General features: G+C 59.3%; 19 protein-coding genes. 6 read left to right on the plus strand and 13 right to left on the minus strand.

The features are described 5' to 3' along the window. Positions 1-34: 34 nt before the first annotated feature. The 3 genes from GOX88_RS10080 to GOX88_RS10090 all read right to left on the minus strand — a co-directional run bounded on the left by GOX88_RS10080 (position 35) and on the right by GOX88_RS10090 (position 2,460). Positions 35-1,135, minus strand: a complete 1,101-nt coding sequence (locus GOX88_RS10080; protein ID WP_170401039.1) for a site-specific DNA-methyltransferase — start codon at positions 1,133-1,135, stop codon at positions 35-37. A 107-nt stretch (positions 1,136-1,242) separates the two neighbouring features. Then, positions 1,243-1,860, minus strand: a complete 618-nt coding sequence (locus tag GOX88_RS10085; protein ID WP_170401040.1) for a ribonuclease HII — start codon at positions 1,858-1,860, stop codon at positions 1,243-1,245. Between the two features lie 111 nt (positions 1,861-1,971). Further along, positions 1,972-2,460, minus strand: a complete 489-nt coding sequence (locus GOX88_RS10090) for a hypothetical protein (protein WP_170401041.1) — start codon at positions 2,458-2,460, stop codon at positions 1,972-1,974. A gap of 176 nt (positions 2,461-2,636) precedes the next feature. On the opposite strand from GOX88_RS10090, the gene GOX88_RS10095 reads away from it, so the two are divergent. The 3 genes from GOX88_RS10095 (at position 2,637) to GOX88_RS10105 (ending at position 5,275) form a co-directional block, all read left to right on the plus strand. Beyond that, positions 2,637-2,924: a hypothetical protein gene (locus tag GOX88_RS10095; RefSeq protein ID WP_170401042.1), complete on the plus strand. Its 288-nt coding sequence runs from the start codon at positions 2,637-2,639 to the stop codon at positions 2,922-2,924. Beyond that, positions 2,896-3,597 carry a winged helix-turn-helix domain-containing protein gene (locus tag GOX88_RS10100; protein ID WP_170401043.1) on the plus strand — a complete coding sequence of 234 codons (702 nt, stop codon included), beginning with the start codon at positions 2,896-2,898 and terminating at the stop codon, positions 3,595-3,597. The genes GOX88_RS10095 and GOX88_RS10100 overlap by 29 nt, the downstream gene beginning before the upstream one ends. Positions 3,598-3,703: 106 nt before the next feature. Beyond that, a complete protein-coding gene (locus tag GOX88_RS10105) occupies positions 3,704-5,275 on the plus strand; it encodes a DUF427 domain-containing protein (RefSeq protein ID WP_170401486.1) in 1,572 nt (523 codons plus the stop codon). Between the two features lie 54 nt (positions 5,276-5,329). Here GOX88_RS10105 and GOX88_RS10110 read toward each other — a convergent pair whose 3' ends face one another. The 6 genes from GOX88_RS10110 to GOX88_RS10135 all read right to left on the minus strand — a co-directional run bounded on the left by GOX88_RS10110 (position 5,330) and on the right by GOX88_RS10135 (position 9,016). Next, on the minus strand, positions 5,330-6,121 hold the full coding sequence (locus GOX88_RS10110) for a DUF1217 domain-containing protein (protein ID WP_170401044.1): 792 nt from the start codon (positions 6,119-6,121) through the stop codon (positions 5,330-5,332). After that, positions 6,118-6,519 (minus strand): flagellar biosynthesis repressor FlbT, encoded by a 402-nt coding sequence (gene flbT / locus GOX88_RS10115; RefSeq protein ID WP_170401045.1) that lies wholly within the window; start codon positions 6,517-6,519, stop codon positions 6,118-6,120. The genes GOX88_RS10110 and flbT overlap by 4 nt, the downstream gene beginning before the upstream one ends. Beyond that, positions 6,519-6,893, minus strand: a complete 375-nt coding sequence (gene flaF / locus GOX88_RS10120; protein ID WP_170401046.1) for a flagellar biosynthesis regulator FlaF — start codon at positions 6,891-6,893, stop codon at positions 6,519-6,521. The genes flbT and flaF overlap by 1 nt, the downstream gene beginning before the upstream one ends. 77 nt (positions 6,894-6,970) lie before the next feature. Further along, on the minus strand, positions 6,971-8,182 hold the full coding sequence (locus tag GOX88_RS10125; RefSeq protein WP_170401047.1) for a flagellin: 1,212 nt from the start codon (positions 8,180-8,182) through the stop codon (positions 6,971-6,973). Between the two features lie 209 nt (positions 8,183-8,391). After that, positions 8,392-8,751 (minus strand): flagellar export chaperone FlgN, encoded by a 360-nt coding sequence (locus GOX88_RS10130; protein ID WP_170401048.1) that lies wholly within the window; start codon positions 8,749-8,751, stop codon positions 8,392-8,394. Then, a complete protein-coding gene (locus tag GOX88_RS10135; protein ID WP_170401049.1) occupies positions 8,735-9,016 on the minus strand; it encodes a rod-binding protein in 282 nt (93 codons plus the stop codon). The genes GOX88_RS10130 and GOX88_RS10135 overlap by 17 nt, the downstream gene beginning before the upstream one ends. A gap of 111 nt (positions 9,017-9,127) precedes the next feature. On the opposite strand from GOX88_RS10135, the gene GOX88_RS10140 reads away from it, so the two are divergent. The 3 genes from GOX88_RS10140 to GOX88_RS10150 are packed head-to-tail and all read left to right on the plus strand — an operon-like array spanning position 9,128 to position 11,946. Continuing rightward, the gene (locus GOX88_RS10140; protein ID WP_170401050.1) at positions 9,128-10,357 is read left to right on the plus strand and encodes a flagellar hook-length control protein FliK; all 1,230 of its coding nucleotides are present in this window, start codon (positions 9,128-9,130) and stop codon (positions 10,355-10,357) included. A 2-nt stretch (positions 10,358-10,359) separates the two neighbouring features. Further along, positions 10,360-11,025, plus strand: a complete 666-nt coding sequence (locus tag GOX88_RS10145) for a flagellar hook capping FlgD N-terminal domain-containing protein (protein ID WP_170401051.1) — start codon at positions 10,360-10,362, stop codon at positions 11,023-11,025. A gap of 54 nt (positions 11,026-11,079) precedes the next feature. Then, the gene (locus GOX88_RS10150; RefSeq protein WP_367647813.1) at positions 11,080-11,946 is read left to right on the plus strand and encodes a phosphotransferase; all 867 of its coding nucleotides are present in this window, start codon (positions 11,080-11,082) and stop codon (positions 11,944-11,946) included. 3 nt (positions 11,947-11,949) lie between these two features. Here GOX88_RS10150 and GOX88_RS10155 read toward each other — a convergent pair whose 3' ends face one another. The 4 genes from GOX88_RS10155 to GOX88_RS10170 are packed head-to-tail and all read right to left on the minus strand — an operon-like array spanning position 11,950 to position 16,092. Next, a complete protein-coding gene (locus GOX88_RS10155) occupies positions 11,950-13,251 on the minus strand; it encodes an NAD(P)/FAD-dependent oxidoreductase (protein WP_170401052.1) in 1,302 nt (433 codons plus the stop codon). Next, positions 13,248-14,066, minus strand: coding sequence for an ABC transporter permease (locus tag GOX88_RS10160; RefSeq protein ID WP_170401053.1), 819 nt, complete (start codon positions 14,064-14,066; stop codon positions 13,248-13,250). The genes GOX88_RS10155 and GOX88_RS10160 overlap by 4 nt, the downstream gene beginning before the upstream one ends. After that, entirely contained in the window at positions 14,063-14,953 is an 891-nt protein-coding gene (locus GOX88_RS10165; RefSeq protein ID WP_170401054.1) for an ABC transporter permease subunit, read from the minus strand. Before GOX88_RS10165 ends, GOX88_RS10160 begins: the two co-directional genes overlap by 4 nt. Next, positions 14,953-16,092 carry an ABC transporter ATP-binding protein gene (locus GOX88_RS10170; protein ID WP_170401055.1) on the minus strand — a complete coding sequence of 380 codons (1,140 nt, stop codon included), beginning with the start codon at positions 16,090-16,092 and terminating at the stop codon, positions 14,953-14,955. Before GOX88_RS10170 ends, GOX88_RS10165 begins: the two co-directional genes overlap by 1 nt. Positions 16,093-16,127: the final 35 nt, after the last annotated feature.

Genomic DNA, 16,127 nt, shown 5'->3' on the forward strand with positions numbered 1-16,127 from the left:
TGTCAGGCCACAGGCACCGGCGGTATTGGTGAAATCAGTTCATCTCGGCCCGGATTTGCTGGCGCAGAACATCGATCGGCACGGTCTTGCCGTCGCGCTTGAAGCACCAGTAGGTCCAGCCGTTACAGGATGGCGCGTTTTCCAGATGCGCACCTACCTGATGGATCGAGCCCTTGACGTTCTGCCCAACCAGCGTGCCATCGGCGCGGACCTTGGCCTTGTGGCGCTGGTTCATGGAATAAAGCTCCTCGCCCGGCCGCAACATCCCGCGCTCGACCAGTTGGCCGAAGGGAACACGCGGCTCGGCGCGTTTGCTGGCGCTGACTTCCAGCGCTTCGCGGTCGAATTTGCGCACCTTCGAGATGCGCTTCTCAGCCACCTTGCGATAGCTTTCCTCGCGCTCGATACCGATGAACTCACGGCCCAGCATCTTGGCGACGGCACCTGTGGTCCCGGTGCCGAAAAACGGATCAAGGATCACATCGCCCGGATTGGTCGAGCCAATCAGCACACGGTGCAACAGCGATTCCGGTTTCTGCGTCGGGTGCGCCTTGTCGCCGTTTTCGTCTTTCAGACGTTCATGCCCGGTGCAGATCGGCAGCACCCAGTCGCTGCGCATCTGCACGCCTTCGTTCAGCGCCTTCAACGCTTCGTAGTTGAACGTGTATTTCGCGCCTTCGCGTTTCGAGGCCCAGATCATCGTCTCATGCGCGTTGGTGAAGCGTTTGCCGCGGAAATTCGGCATCGGGTTCGACTTGCGCCAGACAACGTCGTTCAAAATCCAGTATCCCGCGTCCTGCAGGGCCGAGCCCACGCGGAAGATGTTGTGGTAAGAGCCGATCACCCAAATCGCGCCATTGGGCTTGAGCAGACGATGCGCCGCCTTCAGCCAGTCACGGGTGAACTGGTCATAAGCGCCAAAGCTGGAAAACTGATCCCAGTGATCGTCGACCGCGTCTACCTGGCTGTTGTCGGGGCGGTGCAACTGGCCTTTCAGCTGCAGATTATAGGGCGGATCTGCAAAGATCAGGTCCACCGACGCCTCGGGCAGACTGTTCATCACTTCGATGCAGTCCCCGGATAGAATCGTGTTTAAAGGGAGCGCTTTTGCGCCCTTTTTGGTGGTTGTTGTCATTTTACTGCCTCAAGTATCCACGGCGCTTTTGCGCTCATTTGGTTGAGACAAGGATGAGTCAAAGACGATTCGCCGTCAATTTCTTTTTTGAATCAGCGACTTACGATTTACTCTTGATACAAGATATTGTGTACCGGCTTGAACGAACGTCTATGGTGTGGGGTCACACCAAGATTTTGCAGCGCTTCGCGGTGTTGTTTCGACGGATAACCCGCGTTTGTCTCCCACCCGTAGCCGGGATGCTGTTGCGCCAAATCCACCATCAGTTGATCGCGCCAGTTTTTGGCAACGATAGAAGCCGCCGCAATCGACACCGAATGCGCGTCGCCTTTGACCACGGCCTGCGACGGGATCGTTAACCCACGAGGAATCATGTTTCCGTCGATCAGCAGATAGTCGGGTGGTGGGTCCAGCGCGGCGACTGCACGCTCCATCGCCAGATGCGAGGCACGCAAGATGTTGTGTTCGTCGATCTCGGCCACCGAAGCCTCGGCTACCGTGACCTCGGCCCGGTCGCGCAGGGCGGCCTCCAGCGCGGCGCGGCGTTTGGCGGTCAGCTTCTTGGAATCGTTCAGCCCTTCGGGAATATTATCGGGGTTCAGAACCACAGCAGCCGCCACCACCGGCCCGGCCAGCGGCCCGCGCCCAACCTCATCCACGCCCGCGATCCGCAGGTATCCCTGCGCCGCAGCGGCATTCTCAATCTCATAATCCGGTTTCGTCATGCCCCCGGAAAACCGCGTTTCTCCGCCCACCGCAAGAAAAAAAGAGAGGGCAGCTTGCGCCACCCTCTCCCTGTACGGCACTTCTGTGGCGCCGCTCCTGCTCGAAAACTGTTACTTGTAACTCACCCGGTATCCGTTCTGGCGCAAACAGCCAGGGTGGTACGCCCGCTTGACTTTTTTGCCATTCCAGAACCTGACCTTGCACTGGTCCGGCAGGCTATTGCTGTATTTGTAATGCTTGCTCAGGCAGTTCTTGCCCAACAGCGGTTGATCGGGCGAGAACCCATGGAAAGTGCGCAAGCATCGTTGCGGCAGGCTATAGCGCGCAACCCGTTCCGGCAGCGGACGGACGTCGTGCGGCCTGCGCTTTGGCTTTGTGTACACGTGGTCCTGGGGCGCCTTATAAACATGATTGTAGTTATTCGTAACGGTGTTCTTCTTGTTTTCATCGTTGAGATGCTTCACCGCAACGCCAAGCAGCGCGATGGCTGCCAATCCACCAAGGATATCTTCGACATCGGCCGCCCGCGCCTGCGACGCCGAAATTCCGGTGATGGCAACCGCAGAGGCCACGATCAGGGCGATGAATTTCTTATGCATGGTGCTTGTCCTTCAGAAGTCTCAGGTGACCCGTTTGCGGGCCGTGTGCTCAATGCCCTGACACTGGGTGTTCCCTGCCCAGACAAGCAATAACGACCCCTTGTTATCCGATATCAGCCCCGCCAAACCCCTTGGGTTATTGAATATCGCGCCAACCCATGCGCAGGATGCGGCCTATGAAACAGCTCCTCTCTTCTCTGGCCCTGCTGGCCCTGATATCGCTTGGCTCGGCCGCCACGGCGGCCGATTGCTATGCGGATTACAAGGCCAAACAGGACAATCCGCTGCGCCTGCACTATGGCGTCATGCAGGTGTCGGCCTGCGACAAGGGGCAGGCAAAACGTGAAGTCGCCCAGCGCCTAAAGGGCGCGGGCTGGACCCTGCTGAACGTCATGTCCGTGTTCGGGCCGGAAGGGTTGGAGAAAAGGAAGGCCAATGCCGGACAATTCTATCTCCGTTACTGAGGCCCGCCGATCCGGTGTCAGACTGGTCGGCGCGGGCATCGCGGCGATCGTGTTGATTCTGGTGACAGCGGCGATCTTCCTGTTCTGGACCCTGCCCGACGCAAACGCCTTCAACGCGCGGGTTGAGCGGCTGTTCATCGAAAGCGACCTGACCTCGCAGACTGAAATCCGGCTTTTGGAGATTCTGGCACAATCCGGCACGGCCTTTGCCGACACGTTGTCCAGCTATCGCATGGTGATCTTCGTGCTGCTGGTTTTCGCCACCGCAATGCTGGTGACCGCGCTGGTGTTTCTGGTGATGTTGGTGTTGCTGAACCGCCGGATGGCACAGATCGAACGCACTGGCATTCAGGTCACCTCTTTGCTGATCAGCCGCGAGGAAAACACCGTCTACTTGAACAATATGGATTTCAAATTGACCCCGGCGGCGATGGAGACCCTGTCGGTTTTGGCCGAATCCCGTCTGGATGATGAGGTCCTGTCGGGCGTGCAGATCGAGGCGATGATATCCGGCAAAGACGCCGCCGACTGTGACGAGGCCGCAGGCGCCACCCGGATCAAACGGCTGCGAGATGCCCTTGGCAACCAGATGGTCAGTGAGTTGCTGGTCAAGAACATCGCCAAAAAGGGCTATATGCTGTCGATTGAAAAAGACGTGATCCAGATGGTCTGATCCTGCCGCGTTGCACAAGGCACGTTCGATAAAATGCCGGTGACACCCCTTGGAATGCGGCAGTGAAAGGCCCATCCTATAAAGACTCGCGTCAGGGAGTCTGATGATGAATGTGCACACCACCCCAAAGACCAAAGGTTATGGCATCTCGGTCGAAGAGCTGACCGGTCGGGTTGCGATCTACCGCGACGACATCCTTCTTGCCGAAAGCAGCAACGCCAAGGTCATGTATGAAACGCGGCTGCCGGCCACGATCTATATCCCGCGGGACGACGTCTGCATCGATCTTGGCGACGAAACCGAGCTGCAGACCTTTTGCCCTTTCAAAGGGACCGCGACCTATCACGATGTCATTCTGGATGGTCAGCAACTGGCCAATTCCGTCTGGGCCTATGAGGACGCCCTGCCCGAAAGCGCGGCCATTCAGGGCCATATCGGATTCATGCCCGCAGCCTATACGCGGATCGATCTGGGCGAAAACAATCTGCGCGACCCCGAGGATGGCAATATCAGCGGCCCTCTGATCGACTGGCTGATGCGCGGCGCGTCCGAGAACCAGACCCCCGAAGCCTTCACCAAAGCCCTGGCCGAGAAAATGCTGGAACACGGTATTGCAATCCAGCGGCTCAGCATTCTGGCCTGGTCGCTGCATCCGTTGATCGCGGGTAAACACTATATCTGGGAAAAGGGCGCGGCCGAGATCTCGACCAATGTGCCCACCTATGAGATCCACGACCACCCGGCCTATATCAACAGCCCCCTGCGCCACGTATCGAACGGTCTGGGCGGGGTGCGTCAGCGGCTGAACGACGAAAACCCGCAGAACAGCTTTCCGATCATGGAGGATTTGCGCGCCAAGGGGGCAACCGACTATGTCGCCATGCCGTTGCCGTTTTCGGACGGGCGGACCAACGTTCTGACGCTGACCTGTGACCACCCGGATGGGTTCACCACCGAAAATCTGGGACTGGTGTTCGAATGCTCTTCGGTCATCGCCCGGTTTTATGAGGTCTTCATGCAGCGTGAAAATGCCCAGGTTCTGCTGGAAACCTATGTGGGCAAACGTTCCGGCGCGCGCGTTCTGGGGGGTGAAATCCGGCGCGGGGACGGGGATGAGATCGACGCTGCCATCATGTTCTGCGACCTGCGCAATTCCACCAGTCTGGAAGAACAGCTCGGCCGCACCGCCTATATCAACCTGTTGAACGAGTTCTTTGAAACCGTTTCCGGCATCGTGCATGAGAATGGCGGCGAGGTTCTCAAGTTCATCGGCGACGCTGTGCTGGCAGTATTCCCAGCCGGAGAAGACTCGGAGTCGGCCCGTTGGAATGCCCAGCGCTCAGCCATCGAAATCGTCGAAAAACTGGGTGAGCTGCGCCTATCCGGGTCTGATACCCACTGTGATTGCTCGATCGGTGTCGCCTATGGGCGTGTTACCTATGGCAATGTCGGATCACGCGAACGGCTGGATTTCACCGTCATCGGACAGGCCGCAAACGTGGCGGCCCGATTGGGGGAATATGGCAAAAAGGTCGGTCACCGTATTGTCGTCTCGGCTGATATTCAGCCGGCTTGTGCCAATGCGTTGCCGCTGGGGGATGTCAAACTGCACAACGTGTCCCAGCCTGTCACATCCTTTGCCCTGCGAACCTCAGCAGATGAGGTATTAAGCAGCTAACGTCCGTTGTTGCGATCAGAAGAGGGCCGAACCAATGCTGCCCCGTGATCGCCATCACGCCCCCAGCAGGAGCAGCGCGGTCTGAGCGGGTGAAATCGTGCTCTGCAACTGTGCAATCTGGCTGCGGGCAAGATAGCGGTCGGTCAGCTGCGCCACCGCCGTCTCATCCGTAAACTGCGACAGATCATCCGACCCGGTCACACCCGACAGCCGGTCTTTGAACACCTCAAGCTGCCGGTCGATATCCAGCTGGGCAAAGCTGGACGGCAGGCCAAGCGCTGTTTCCATCATGCTGCGCAGTGGCGGCAGGCTCATCAGATCGAACCACTTGGTGTCCGCACTTCCGCTTTGCCCGGCCAGATCGACCAGAGCGTGCTGCGCATACAGCGCAATCCGCATGGTTTCGTCGGACTCGCCCACCGCGATTTCGAACCGGGATACGTCGTTGTCGCGTGCAATGTCCTCCATGAAGGTCACCAGCCCCGTCCGGCGTATTTCCCCCGGCCCCAGACCGAAGGCTTCGGAAAACTCCCGATACCTGCCGTCCGACAGCCGGTTTGACAGCGCATCATCGGCACTGGTGCCATCGGACAGCACCTTCTGGATGAAGTAGCGATTATTGATATCGTCTTCCAAACCGAAGGCACCCAGGGCGACCTGCAACAAGCGGCGGTCCGACACCAAATCCTCGGCCGTTTGCACCTTTCCGATGTTGTCCAGAAAATACTGCCGTTCCCTCTCGTTGACGGATGACGAGGAGAAGCTGTCGAGCTGCGCCTCATAGGTGCGCTGCAGAAACCGCCAGCCCACCAAACCGCCCGTGGGGATGACAGGCTGGAATGTCATTGCTGATACGCCATCAAGCGTTCTTCGCGCGGCAACAATGCGCGCAGCGATTTCAGGCACTTGTAGTACTGCTCGGCCAACAAGGCCTCGGTCGCCTCGGACAGAACACGACGGCTGTCCGCGTCGGTGAAGACCTGGCTCAGCTCTTCGACCCGGCGCAGCAGCTGCTGACGGGCGCGATCGGGCTCCGTATCACCGGACAACACAAGCTGCGCGGCGTAACAGACCCGCCGGACCGGGGTGTTCACCTCATCCGGGTGGATGGCGTCCCGCAAGCGCAGGACGTTGGCATCGGGTGTCATGATCGAGAACCGACTGCGACGATCCCCGTTTTCAACAACCACACCATTGATCAGCACCCTCTCTTTCGGTGCCAGCTTCAAAACCAGCCCGCCCATCACGTGGCCCCCATTTGCCGCAGGCCGCGCAGTACGGCCATGTTGATCTCAAGCAGAGGTTCCACGGTCGCCTTGTTGCCCAGAACCTGGCTGCTGTGCTGTTCGGTGAACTCGGCCAGATAGAAAATCCGGGCCCGCAACTCGTTGGGCAAAGCATTGTCCGAATCCGAGACACCGCTGGCCAGAACGGTCCAAAGACGGCGATTTTCGTGCAGTGCCTGAACGAATCCGCCAAAATCCGATTTTTGCCGGGCGGCGGCAGCCTTGAGCCGATGCGTGATCTTTGAAATCGCCTCGTACTCGGTGTCGCGCGGTGTGCGCGTGGGGGCGGCGGTCTGCGCATAGGCTCGCTGTGCAAGAGTGTGCGGTGTCACTTGAAATCCTTCCAATAATCCGTCTTTTGACGATCAGGGCCGGGGCGCGCTTCCACGCCCCGGTCAGGTTCCGAGATTTAGCGGAACAGAGACAGGATCGACTGCGGCGCCTGATTGGCGATCGACAGAGACTGGGTGGCCAGCTGCTGTTGGACCTGCAGGGCCTGCAGACGGGCCGAAGTCTCTTCCATGTCGGCGTCAACCAGCGAACCGATACCGGATTTGAACGAGTCAGCCAGGTTCGAGATGAACTCTTTCTGGGTCTCGATCCGGCCCTGCGACGAACCGAATGCAGCCGAAGCGTCAATCGAGGTGTCGATCAAGGTTTCAATCGTTGCCATAGCCGCGGTTGCGCCAGCGCCGGTCGAAACGTCAATGCCGGTCAACGCGCCCAGACCGCCCGAGCCTGCGTTCACGTACTGAGCCGAGAAGGAGACGTCATTACCAGTTGCATTGGCGACCGACAGCGTGCCTTGAGTGCCCGAGTCGTAGTCAACGGTCAAACCGGTGATGCCCAATTCGTCGATCTTTGCCTTCAGGCCCACAGCGACAAGGTCACCTGTTGTTGTCGCAGCAGCGTCCGCAGCCGAGACGGTGTAGGAAACGACTTGATCGTTAATCGCGACAACAACCTTGTCACCCGCGGCAAAAGCACCGCTGGATTCATCTGTCACCAGCGCAGTTGCCGAGGTTGCACCATTGTCGATGGTCGCGCCCACCCGGTCGTTGCCGGTTGAGGCACCTGTCGAGCCGTCAAACACCTGTGCCGCAGTGTAGCCGCCAGTCGACAGGTTCTGACCCGCCACAGATATCGACGAAGCGGTCACCGCACCTGTGTTGTCACGATCGAGCGAGGCCAGGATCGAAGCAGAACCTGAAGACCCGTCCACCAGGTTCAGGCCGTTGAACTGCGCCGCACTAACAACCGAGTTGATCTGATCTTTCAGAGCGGTCACGTCATCATTGATCTTGCCGCGATCCACGTTGTCTTCCTGTGCCGCGACGATCTTGCCCTTCATCTGGGTCAGCAGATCGGTCACTGTTTCAGCGGCATTCCGGGCCACTGCAACAGTCGATTCACCCAGCGCCAGGCTGTCCTTGATCGCGTTGAAACCATTGACGTCGGATTCCATGACCTTAGAGATCGCCCAGACGGCCGAGTTGTCCTTGGCGGTTGCGACGTCCTTACCGGTCGAGATCGCGTTCTGGGTCTGTGCCAGGTTCTTGTTGACCGATTTCAGAGTTTGCAGCGCAACCATTGCGCCGTTGTTGGTCAGAATGCTGGACATAGCTTTCTTCCTTTTCCGTTCGGGCCCTTTACGCCCATGCTTACCCCGCACTACATGCGGGCTTTGACGTCTTTCTGATCAATGCGATCCGCCGTCGGGCCGTTCGCGCCACCTGCTGTTTCAGGTGCACGACCACCTTTGCCCCTGATCCCCTAACGGAGTGCTAAAGCGCCCAAGCCAGAAAATTCGGATTTGAATCAAACCCGTCGCTACGCCCGTTTTTCCAGCTTTGCATGGTGGCGCACGGTGTATCCGTTGCGCTGACCATCGGCGCCATAGGTGCTGAATTCCTGCCGCACGCGGCGCAGCTCGGCCATACGGCTGGCCACGGCGCGAATCCCCTCTGCCGCGCTGTTCAGCAAGGCCTGATTGCGTTCGACCTTCTCTTGCAGGCGAATCAGCTCGGCACTGTCAAAGACCTGAAGCTCATTGATCGCCCCGATCAGCTTTTCCTTTTCCGGGGCCATGTGATTCAGCCGGTCCAGATCCCCGTCGACAAGCGCGGTGCGCTCAAGGTCCAGCACTTCTTCCAAGGATTGGATCAGGTCGGTGTCAGCTTTGGTCGGCATTGGTTTTCTCCATCATGGATTGGAACAGGATTTCGGACAGACCGACGCCACCGGCCTCGGCCAGCGCGCGCGCCTGATGCTGCACAAGAAAAGAGGAAAACTGATCCTCCCCCGCTCCGCCGCCGAAGGATCGGCGCGCCTCGCCCAATCCGGACGCCTTGAGCATTTCAGCCAGAAACGCAGCCTCCAACTCGACTGCGGCGGTCTGCACTTTCTGGGGTGTCGTCGGTGGTTGCGGGACAGGAGGGGTCGCAGAAACCTTCATTGCTTTCTCCGAAATTTGCATCGAACTTTCTTGATCAAAGGCGAAAGCGGTTAAAATAAACGTAACTTCCTGCAGGCAGATTTCCGGTTACACAAAAGGAGCCGGAGCAAAATGCCCAACCCTCTTTCAGCGGTGATGTCCTCACCTACCGCAGCCGCGAAACCGGATGCGACCCCGCCTAAGGCGCGCGAATCCAATAGCGGCAAGTCCTTTCAAACGGTCATGGATCAGGACACCAGCCCACAATCCAGTGATGCTGAAACGACTGATCTTCTGGTTCAAGACCCGGAGGCAGCGGCAGAGCTGGAAGTCGCCCCGGAAGAGGTTGAGTCGGCAGACAGCGCTGTTGCACCGGATGACCAACTCCTTGCCGAAGTCCGTCCTGTTACAGCAGAGGCGATGCCAAAGCCGGATTTGGAATCGACCCCCAGGGAACAGTCCGCAACACCGGCGGTCGTCCCGGCTGACGCGGAATCAACCGGCGACAAGCAACCGGATCTTCCACAGGCAGACCTCCCGCAAACCGCCGAAAGCCCAGCACAGCGTTTGGTTCCTCCGGTCTTTCAGGCTTTGGTTGCCGGAAGTGACCAACCGAGGCGACCGACTGAAAACGTCCATAAACCACAAAGCCTGCCGATGGGTCCGGTCGTTGTGGACCAGCGCCCGAAAGAATTGCCGTCTCTGTCGGTCTTTACCAGCCCGGATCGGGATACACCGCTGGTCACTCCGTTGGCTAATCCGGCACCTAAACATCCAAAAACACCCGATCGCGCGCCGACATTCGTTCAGATGCAGCTTCTGGCGACCGAGAAAACCAGCCTGCAAGCTGAAACACAGCCGGTTCCCGAGATCGAGGACATACAGACCGCGAGAGAGACCACGACTCTGTCAGCCGCGCGCGACTCGGGGCCCGCAATGCAGGCAATGACAGCCACCGCCCGCGCGGAAACGGCGCGCGCCATCGCATCTCAGATGGCTACAGCCATCAATGTGCGGTCGCATTCCGGCACCATCGAGGTTGCGTTGAACCCCGAAGAACTGGGGCGCGTTTCGATTGTTCTGAATGGCCGCGACGATGGCTTGCACCTGACAATCAGCGCGGAACGCCCCGAGACGCTGGACATGATGCGGCGCCACCTCTCGGTTCTCGAGGCCGAGTTCCAGAACTTCGGTCTGGGCGATCTGTCCTTTGATCTGGGTACATCTGCCGATGCGCAGCACGACGATTCTGACGGGGGTGAGGGCAACGAGTTCTCGACCCCTCAACCCGAGCACGTCGCCGAGACTGGCCCGGCACGCCCAAAAATTGCCCCTGACGGGCGAATCGACATGAGGCTTTGACCATGATCACCCCAACGCAATCGACAACTCAGACCAACGCGCCCGTGCAGGGGGCCTCTAAGTCACAAGCCGCATCCGTGGCGTCCGATTTCGACACGTTCCTGTTGCTGATGACCACACAAGCGCAGAATCAGGACCCGCTGGAGCCGATGGATTCCAGTGAATACGCCTCACAACTGGCGCAGTTTTCGATGGTTGAACAGCAGGTGCAAACCAACGAGGCGCTGTCCGGGCTGGTGCTGTCACTGGGCGGCGTCAAGCTGGAGGAGCTGGCCAATTGGATCGGCATGGACGTTAAGACTACCGCGGCGTTTCACTTTGACGGTGAGCCTGTGACCCTGTCCGCGCAGGCTGCAGCGACGGCCGATGGCGCGGTCATGGTCATCCGTGACAGCAATGGCACCGAGATTGAGAGGGTTTCTGTCCCGGTGACACAGACCGACTTTGTCTGGGCCGGAACAGCGAGTGACGGCAGCCCGTTGCCCGCGGGCAGCTATACGGCGACGCTGGAAAGCTATGAAGGGGATGAGTTGCTATCGGCCCAACCCGTCGCGGCCTACAATCAGGTGGTTGAGGCGCAGGTCGGGGAGGACTCGGTCTTGCTGACTCTGGAAAGCGGTCAGGTTGTGCCGGTGGGAATGGTCACAGCGGTTCGCGCCGGAGCTTGATCTGCGGGGCGCGACAGGCCAAACCTGTGCAACCTGCGACTCGCTTTTGTACCGGTGGCCCCTCTGTCTGACCCGATTACCCCTCCGTTGGATCTTGTTGATGACCTGCGCGATCAGGGTCTGATTGCAGGGGGCGCACGGTTTCAGACCTTGTATGGCGGGCGCACAAATCAGGTCTGGAAGGTGTTGGAAGAAAACGGCGGCAAGGTGCTGAAACTGTACCGTGCCGGGCTGCGCAATCCTCTGTTCCGCAACGATGCCGAGTTGGAGGCGCAGTGCCTGACCGCCTTGGAGCCCAGCGGATTTGCCCCCCTCCTGCGCGCAGCCGGTCAACATGAACATGGCCGATGGGTGTTCTACGATCACGCGCCGGGCTCACCCTGGCGCGAGGGGACGGCTAAGGTGGGGACGCTGCTGCGCAAGCTGCATACACTCAACTTGCCCGTACAAGCGCCCAAAGGGTGCAATGGCAGCGCGGATCTGGCCCGACACGGGCAGAGTATACTTGATGGATGCGTTTCCAGCACACGGCGTAGGCTGGAACAATTGAAGCCCGACGAACAAGTGCCGCCGACTGCCAACACCTGCCTGATCCACGGTGACCCGGTGGCCGGGAACATTCTGGCCGCACCGTCCGGCCTGACCCTCATTGACTGGCAATGCCCGGCGCAGGGTGATCCTTGTGAGGACCTAGCTTTGTTCCTGTCCCCGGCGATGCAACATCTTTACCGGGGCGCGGCTCTGACGCAGGAAGAAGAGCATGAGTTCCTGTCCGCCTATGGCCACACGGAAACGCTGGAACGGTATCAGGTACTGCGCCGCTGGTACGCGTGGCGCATGGCGGCCTATTGCCTGTGGCGTGCTGAAAACGGCGCGGGTGATTACGCGGAAGGGTTGGAACTGGAGCTGGCGACGCTCTGACCGTCACCAATCCGCAAGCGCCATCACCGCATAAGCAGGTGGCATCAACGCACGGCGCCAGCGCCCAAGCGGAAACCGCTGCGGCGCACGTGCAATTGGTTCCGGGAGTTCGGGGTCCTGCCCCAGAACCATCCGGGCCAGCGCGCGCCCGCAATAGGTGCCCATCGCCACCCCATTACCGTGAAAGGCGAACCCGGCGAACATCCCCGGCTGGCCCTCTACCGGTCCGGCAAATGGCGTAAGGCCCCGGGACAGGCAAACCATGCCCGACCACATATGGGTCACGTCAACACCTGCCCAACCCGGGAACATCTGCCTGAAGTCCTTGACGACCTTGCGCCGAATGGCGGCCTCGGCCCAAGGCGATGACAGCAACCCTCCACGCATACCGAACAGAAACCGCCGGTCAGGCATCAGGCGGAAGTAATGCAGCAGATTGCGCGTGTCATAAGACATCTGATTCGTGGTCCAGCCCTGTGCCTGCAACTCGGCCTCGGACAAAGGACGGGTGACCAGAACCGTGGATTGGGCGGGCATATAGCGGCCCGCCATCCAGAACGGGATGTCCTCACTGGAATACCCGTTGGTGCAGATCAGCACGTTCTGCGCCCTGATCCGGCCCGAGTCGGTCTGAACTTCGAAACCGGATTGCGTTTTTCGGATGGTTCGCGCCGCGCTGTTTTGGAACAGGTCAGCGCCACGGGATCGGGCCGCCTGCGCCAGCCCGAACAGGTATTTTCTGGGGTTCAGGGCAAATCCGATCGGGTTTGTATAGCCTCCGTGAAACCCGTCGCCAAAGCCCAGCCCCGGCAGATCACCGGGTTCATGAAGCGTGCCCGAGGTCCCGGCCTGCCGCCGCAGCTTTTCCATCGCGCGTGGAGTATGAGCCAGTTGGGTCTCACCCTGCGAATGCACATCGGCATCGATACGTTGGGTCTCAAGCAGATCAGCGACAATATGAACCGCATCTTCTTCGGCTTGGGCATAGCTGTTTGCGGCGGCTTCTCCGAACTGGCGGGCCATCGCGCCATGGCTCAGCTTTGACCCACCCAGACAACAGAAGCCACCATTGCGTCCGGACGCTCCCCAACCCGGTGACCCGGCTTCGAGCACGGCGACCGACACTCCGGCCTCGACCAGATGCAACGCCGCCGACAGGCCGGTGAAGCCGCCGCCGATGATGACGACATCGACGCTCTGGTCGCCTTCCTGCACTGGCCAATTGGGGCTGGGGCAGGTCTCATCCCACCAACAACCCGCGCGCGGACCGGGGCCGTAGGTGTAGTTGGGGTAGATGCGCCTCATTCCGTTCGGGCGGCAGCCATTTCGTCTTGTCGCTGCCGCATCATCGCGCGTTTGGTCACCAGCGAGGCGATGATCACGCCAATGGTGACAACCGCGATCATGATCGTCGATAGCGCGTTGATTTCGGGACTGAGCCCCAATCGCACGGAAGAGAATATTCTCATCGGCAAGGTCGTCGCCGACGGCCCCGAGGTGAATGATGCGATCACAAGATCGTCCAGCGAGAGGGTGAAAGCCAGCAGCCATCCCGAAATCACCGCAGGCGCGATTATCGGCAGGGTAACCAGACGAAACGCTTGCGCCGGTGAGCAACCCAGATCCAATGCGGCCTCTTCCAGTGATTGATCGAACGTTACAAGACGCGACGAGACGACAACGGACACAAAGCACATCGAGAACGTCGTGTGCGCCAACACAATGGTCAGGATGCCGCGATCCAGTCCGATACCGATGAAGAGCAGCAACAGCGACAGGCCGGTGATGACTTCAGGCATTACCAGCGGCGCATAAATCATGCCCGAAAACAAAGTACGGCCAAGGAAACGGCCCCCGCGCACCAGCACATAAGCGGCGGCGGTGCCCAGAATTGTTGCGATCGTCGACGAGAACACAGCAACGCGCAAAGTCACCCACGCTGCGTCCAAGATTTGCTCATTCTGAAAAAGCTCACCGTACCACTTGGTCGAGAACCCTGCCCAGACGGTGACCAGCTTGCTTTCATTGAAGCTGAAGATGATCAGGATGATCATCGGGATATAGAGAAAGGCGAACCCCAGGGTCAGCGAGACCGTGTTGAACCAGCTTAACCTGCTCATTGCTCGGCCTCCGTCTGTTTTTGCTGATTGCGCTGGAACAGCACGATCGGGATCACGAGGATCAGCAACAGCACCACCGCCACGGCGCTGGCCACCGGCCAGTCGCGGTTCGAGAAGAACTCCTCCCACAGCACTTTGCCGATCATCAGAGTACCCGAGCCGCCCAGAAGCGACGGGATCACGAACTCACCGATCACCGGGATCATGACAAGGAAACAACCCGCGATGATGCCGGGGCGCGACAGCGGGACCGTCACCAGCCAAAAGGCCTGCAGGCGCGAACAGCCCAGATCCTCGGCCGCTTCGATCAGGGATCCGTCCATCCGCTCGAGCGAGGAATAGATCGGCAGGATCATGAACGGCAGATAGGTATAAACGATGCCGATATAGACCGCCGTATTGGTGTTCAGAATGACCAGCGGGGTCGAGATGATGCCGGTCCACAGCAGGAACTGGTTCAGGTAGCCTTCGTTCGACAGGATGCCCATCCACGCATAAACGCGGATCAGGAACGAGGTCCAGAATGGCAGGATCACCAGCATCATCAGCGTCGGACGCCATTCCGCAGGTGCGCGCGCCATGCCATAGGCGATGGGATAGCCCACCAGCAGCGTCAGAAAGGTGGAAATGACCGCGATCTTGACGCTGGAGAGATAGGCCTTCCAATACAGGTCATCCTCAGTCAGCCAGACGAAGTTTTCGAAATCCAGCTGGCTGAAAAACTCTTTGATCCCGGCCCAACCCTGCGACAGGTCCAGCGTCGGCGTGTAAGGCGGAATGGCAAGTTCGGTGTCTGACAGTGAAATTTTCAGGACAATGAAGAACGGCACCAGAAACAGCGCCAGCAGCCAGACATACGGAACGGCAATCAGAAACGCGCGGCGCATCAGCTTGCCAGCAAAACCGCGGCAGTTGCTGTCCAGGACAGCCAGACCGGGTCTTCCCATGTAAAGGATCGGCGCGAGATACGGCGGGTATTGGCCGTCTGCGCCTTGATAATCGTGCCATTCGGCAGCTCGACATGATAGGTCGAGAGATTGCCCAGATAGGCGATGTCATGCACCTTGCCCTGCACCGCGTTGATCGCATCTGCCGGGCGGTCGGCCGAAATCGTCACCTTCTCGGGCCGGATCGCAATATGGCAGGCCTGTCCGTTCGAAAAACCGTTGGCCGAGGTCGCCGTCAGGGGTGATTGCCCCTCGGCCCAGTCGATTTGATAGCTGTCCTCGCCATTGGCCGATGCGCGGCCTTCGATAATGTTTACGTCACCAATGAAATCAGCGACATAGACCGAGTTCGGGTTTTCATAGATGCGATCCGGCGTTGCCACCTGCATCAACTTGCCCTGATCCATCACCGCGACGCGGCTGGCGACGGTCATGGCTTCTTCCTGGTCGTGGGTAACGATTACAAATGTGGTGCCGGTCTTTTCCTGAATGTCCATCAGCTCGAACTGCGTGTCCTGCCGCAGTTTCTTGTCCAGTGCACCCAAAGGTTCGTCCAGCAGCAGAAGTTTGGGTGCCTTGGCCAGAGATCGCGCCAGCGCCACCCGCTGACGTTGCCCACCCGAGATCTGATGCGGCTTGCGGCGGGCGAATTGCTCCAACCGTGTCAGGCGCAGCATCTCCTCGACGCGGTCCTGAAGATCATGTTTGGGCATGTTGTCCCGGCGCAGGCCGAAGGCGATGTTGTCCCAGATGCTGAGATGCGGAAACAGCGCGTAGGATTGGAACATCATGTTCACCGCCCGTTTGTTCGGCGGGATCGGGTCGATGTCCTGACCGCCCAGCATGATATGCCCTTCGGTCGGTTTTTCGAACCCCGCCAGCATCCGCATCATGGTGGTCTTGCCACAGCCGGACGGACCCAGCAGAGCAAAGAATTCCTTTTCGAAGATATCCAAAGACAGGTTGTCGATGGCCGTGAACCCGCCAAAACGTTTGGTCACATTCTGGAATTGGATCAATGGTTTCGCCTGTGGATCTTCCCACGGCGCAAAGACGGTAGTGTTCAAAACGGCCCCCATTAGACAGTCTGATTGGAACAGCAAGGCGGTCAGGC

The sequence above is a fragment of the Ruegeria arenilitoris genome (assembly GCF_013030985.1).
Taxonomy (GTDB): domain Bacteria; phylum Pseudomonadota; class Alphaproteobacteria; order Rhodobacterales; family Rhodobacteraceae; genus Ruegeria; species Ruegeria arenilitoris_B.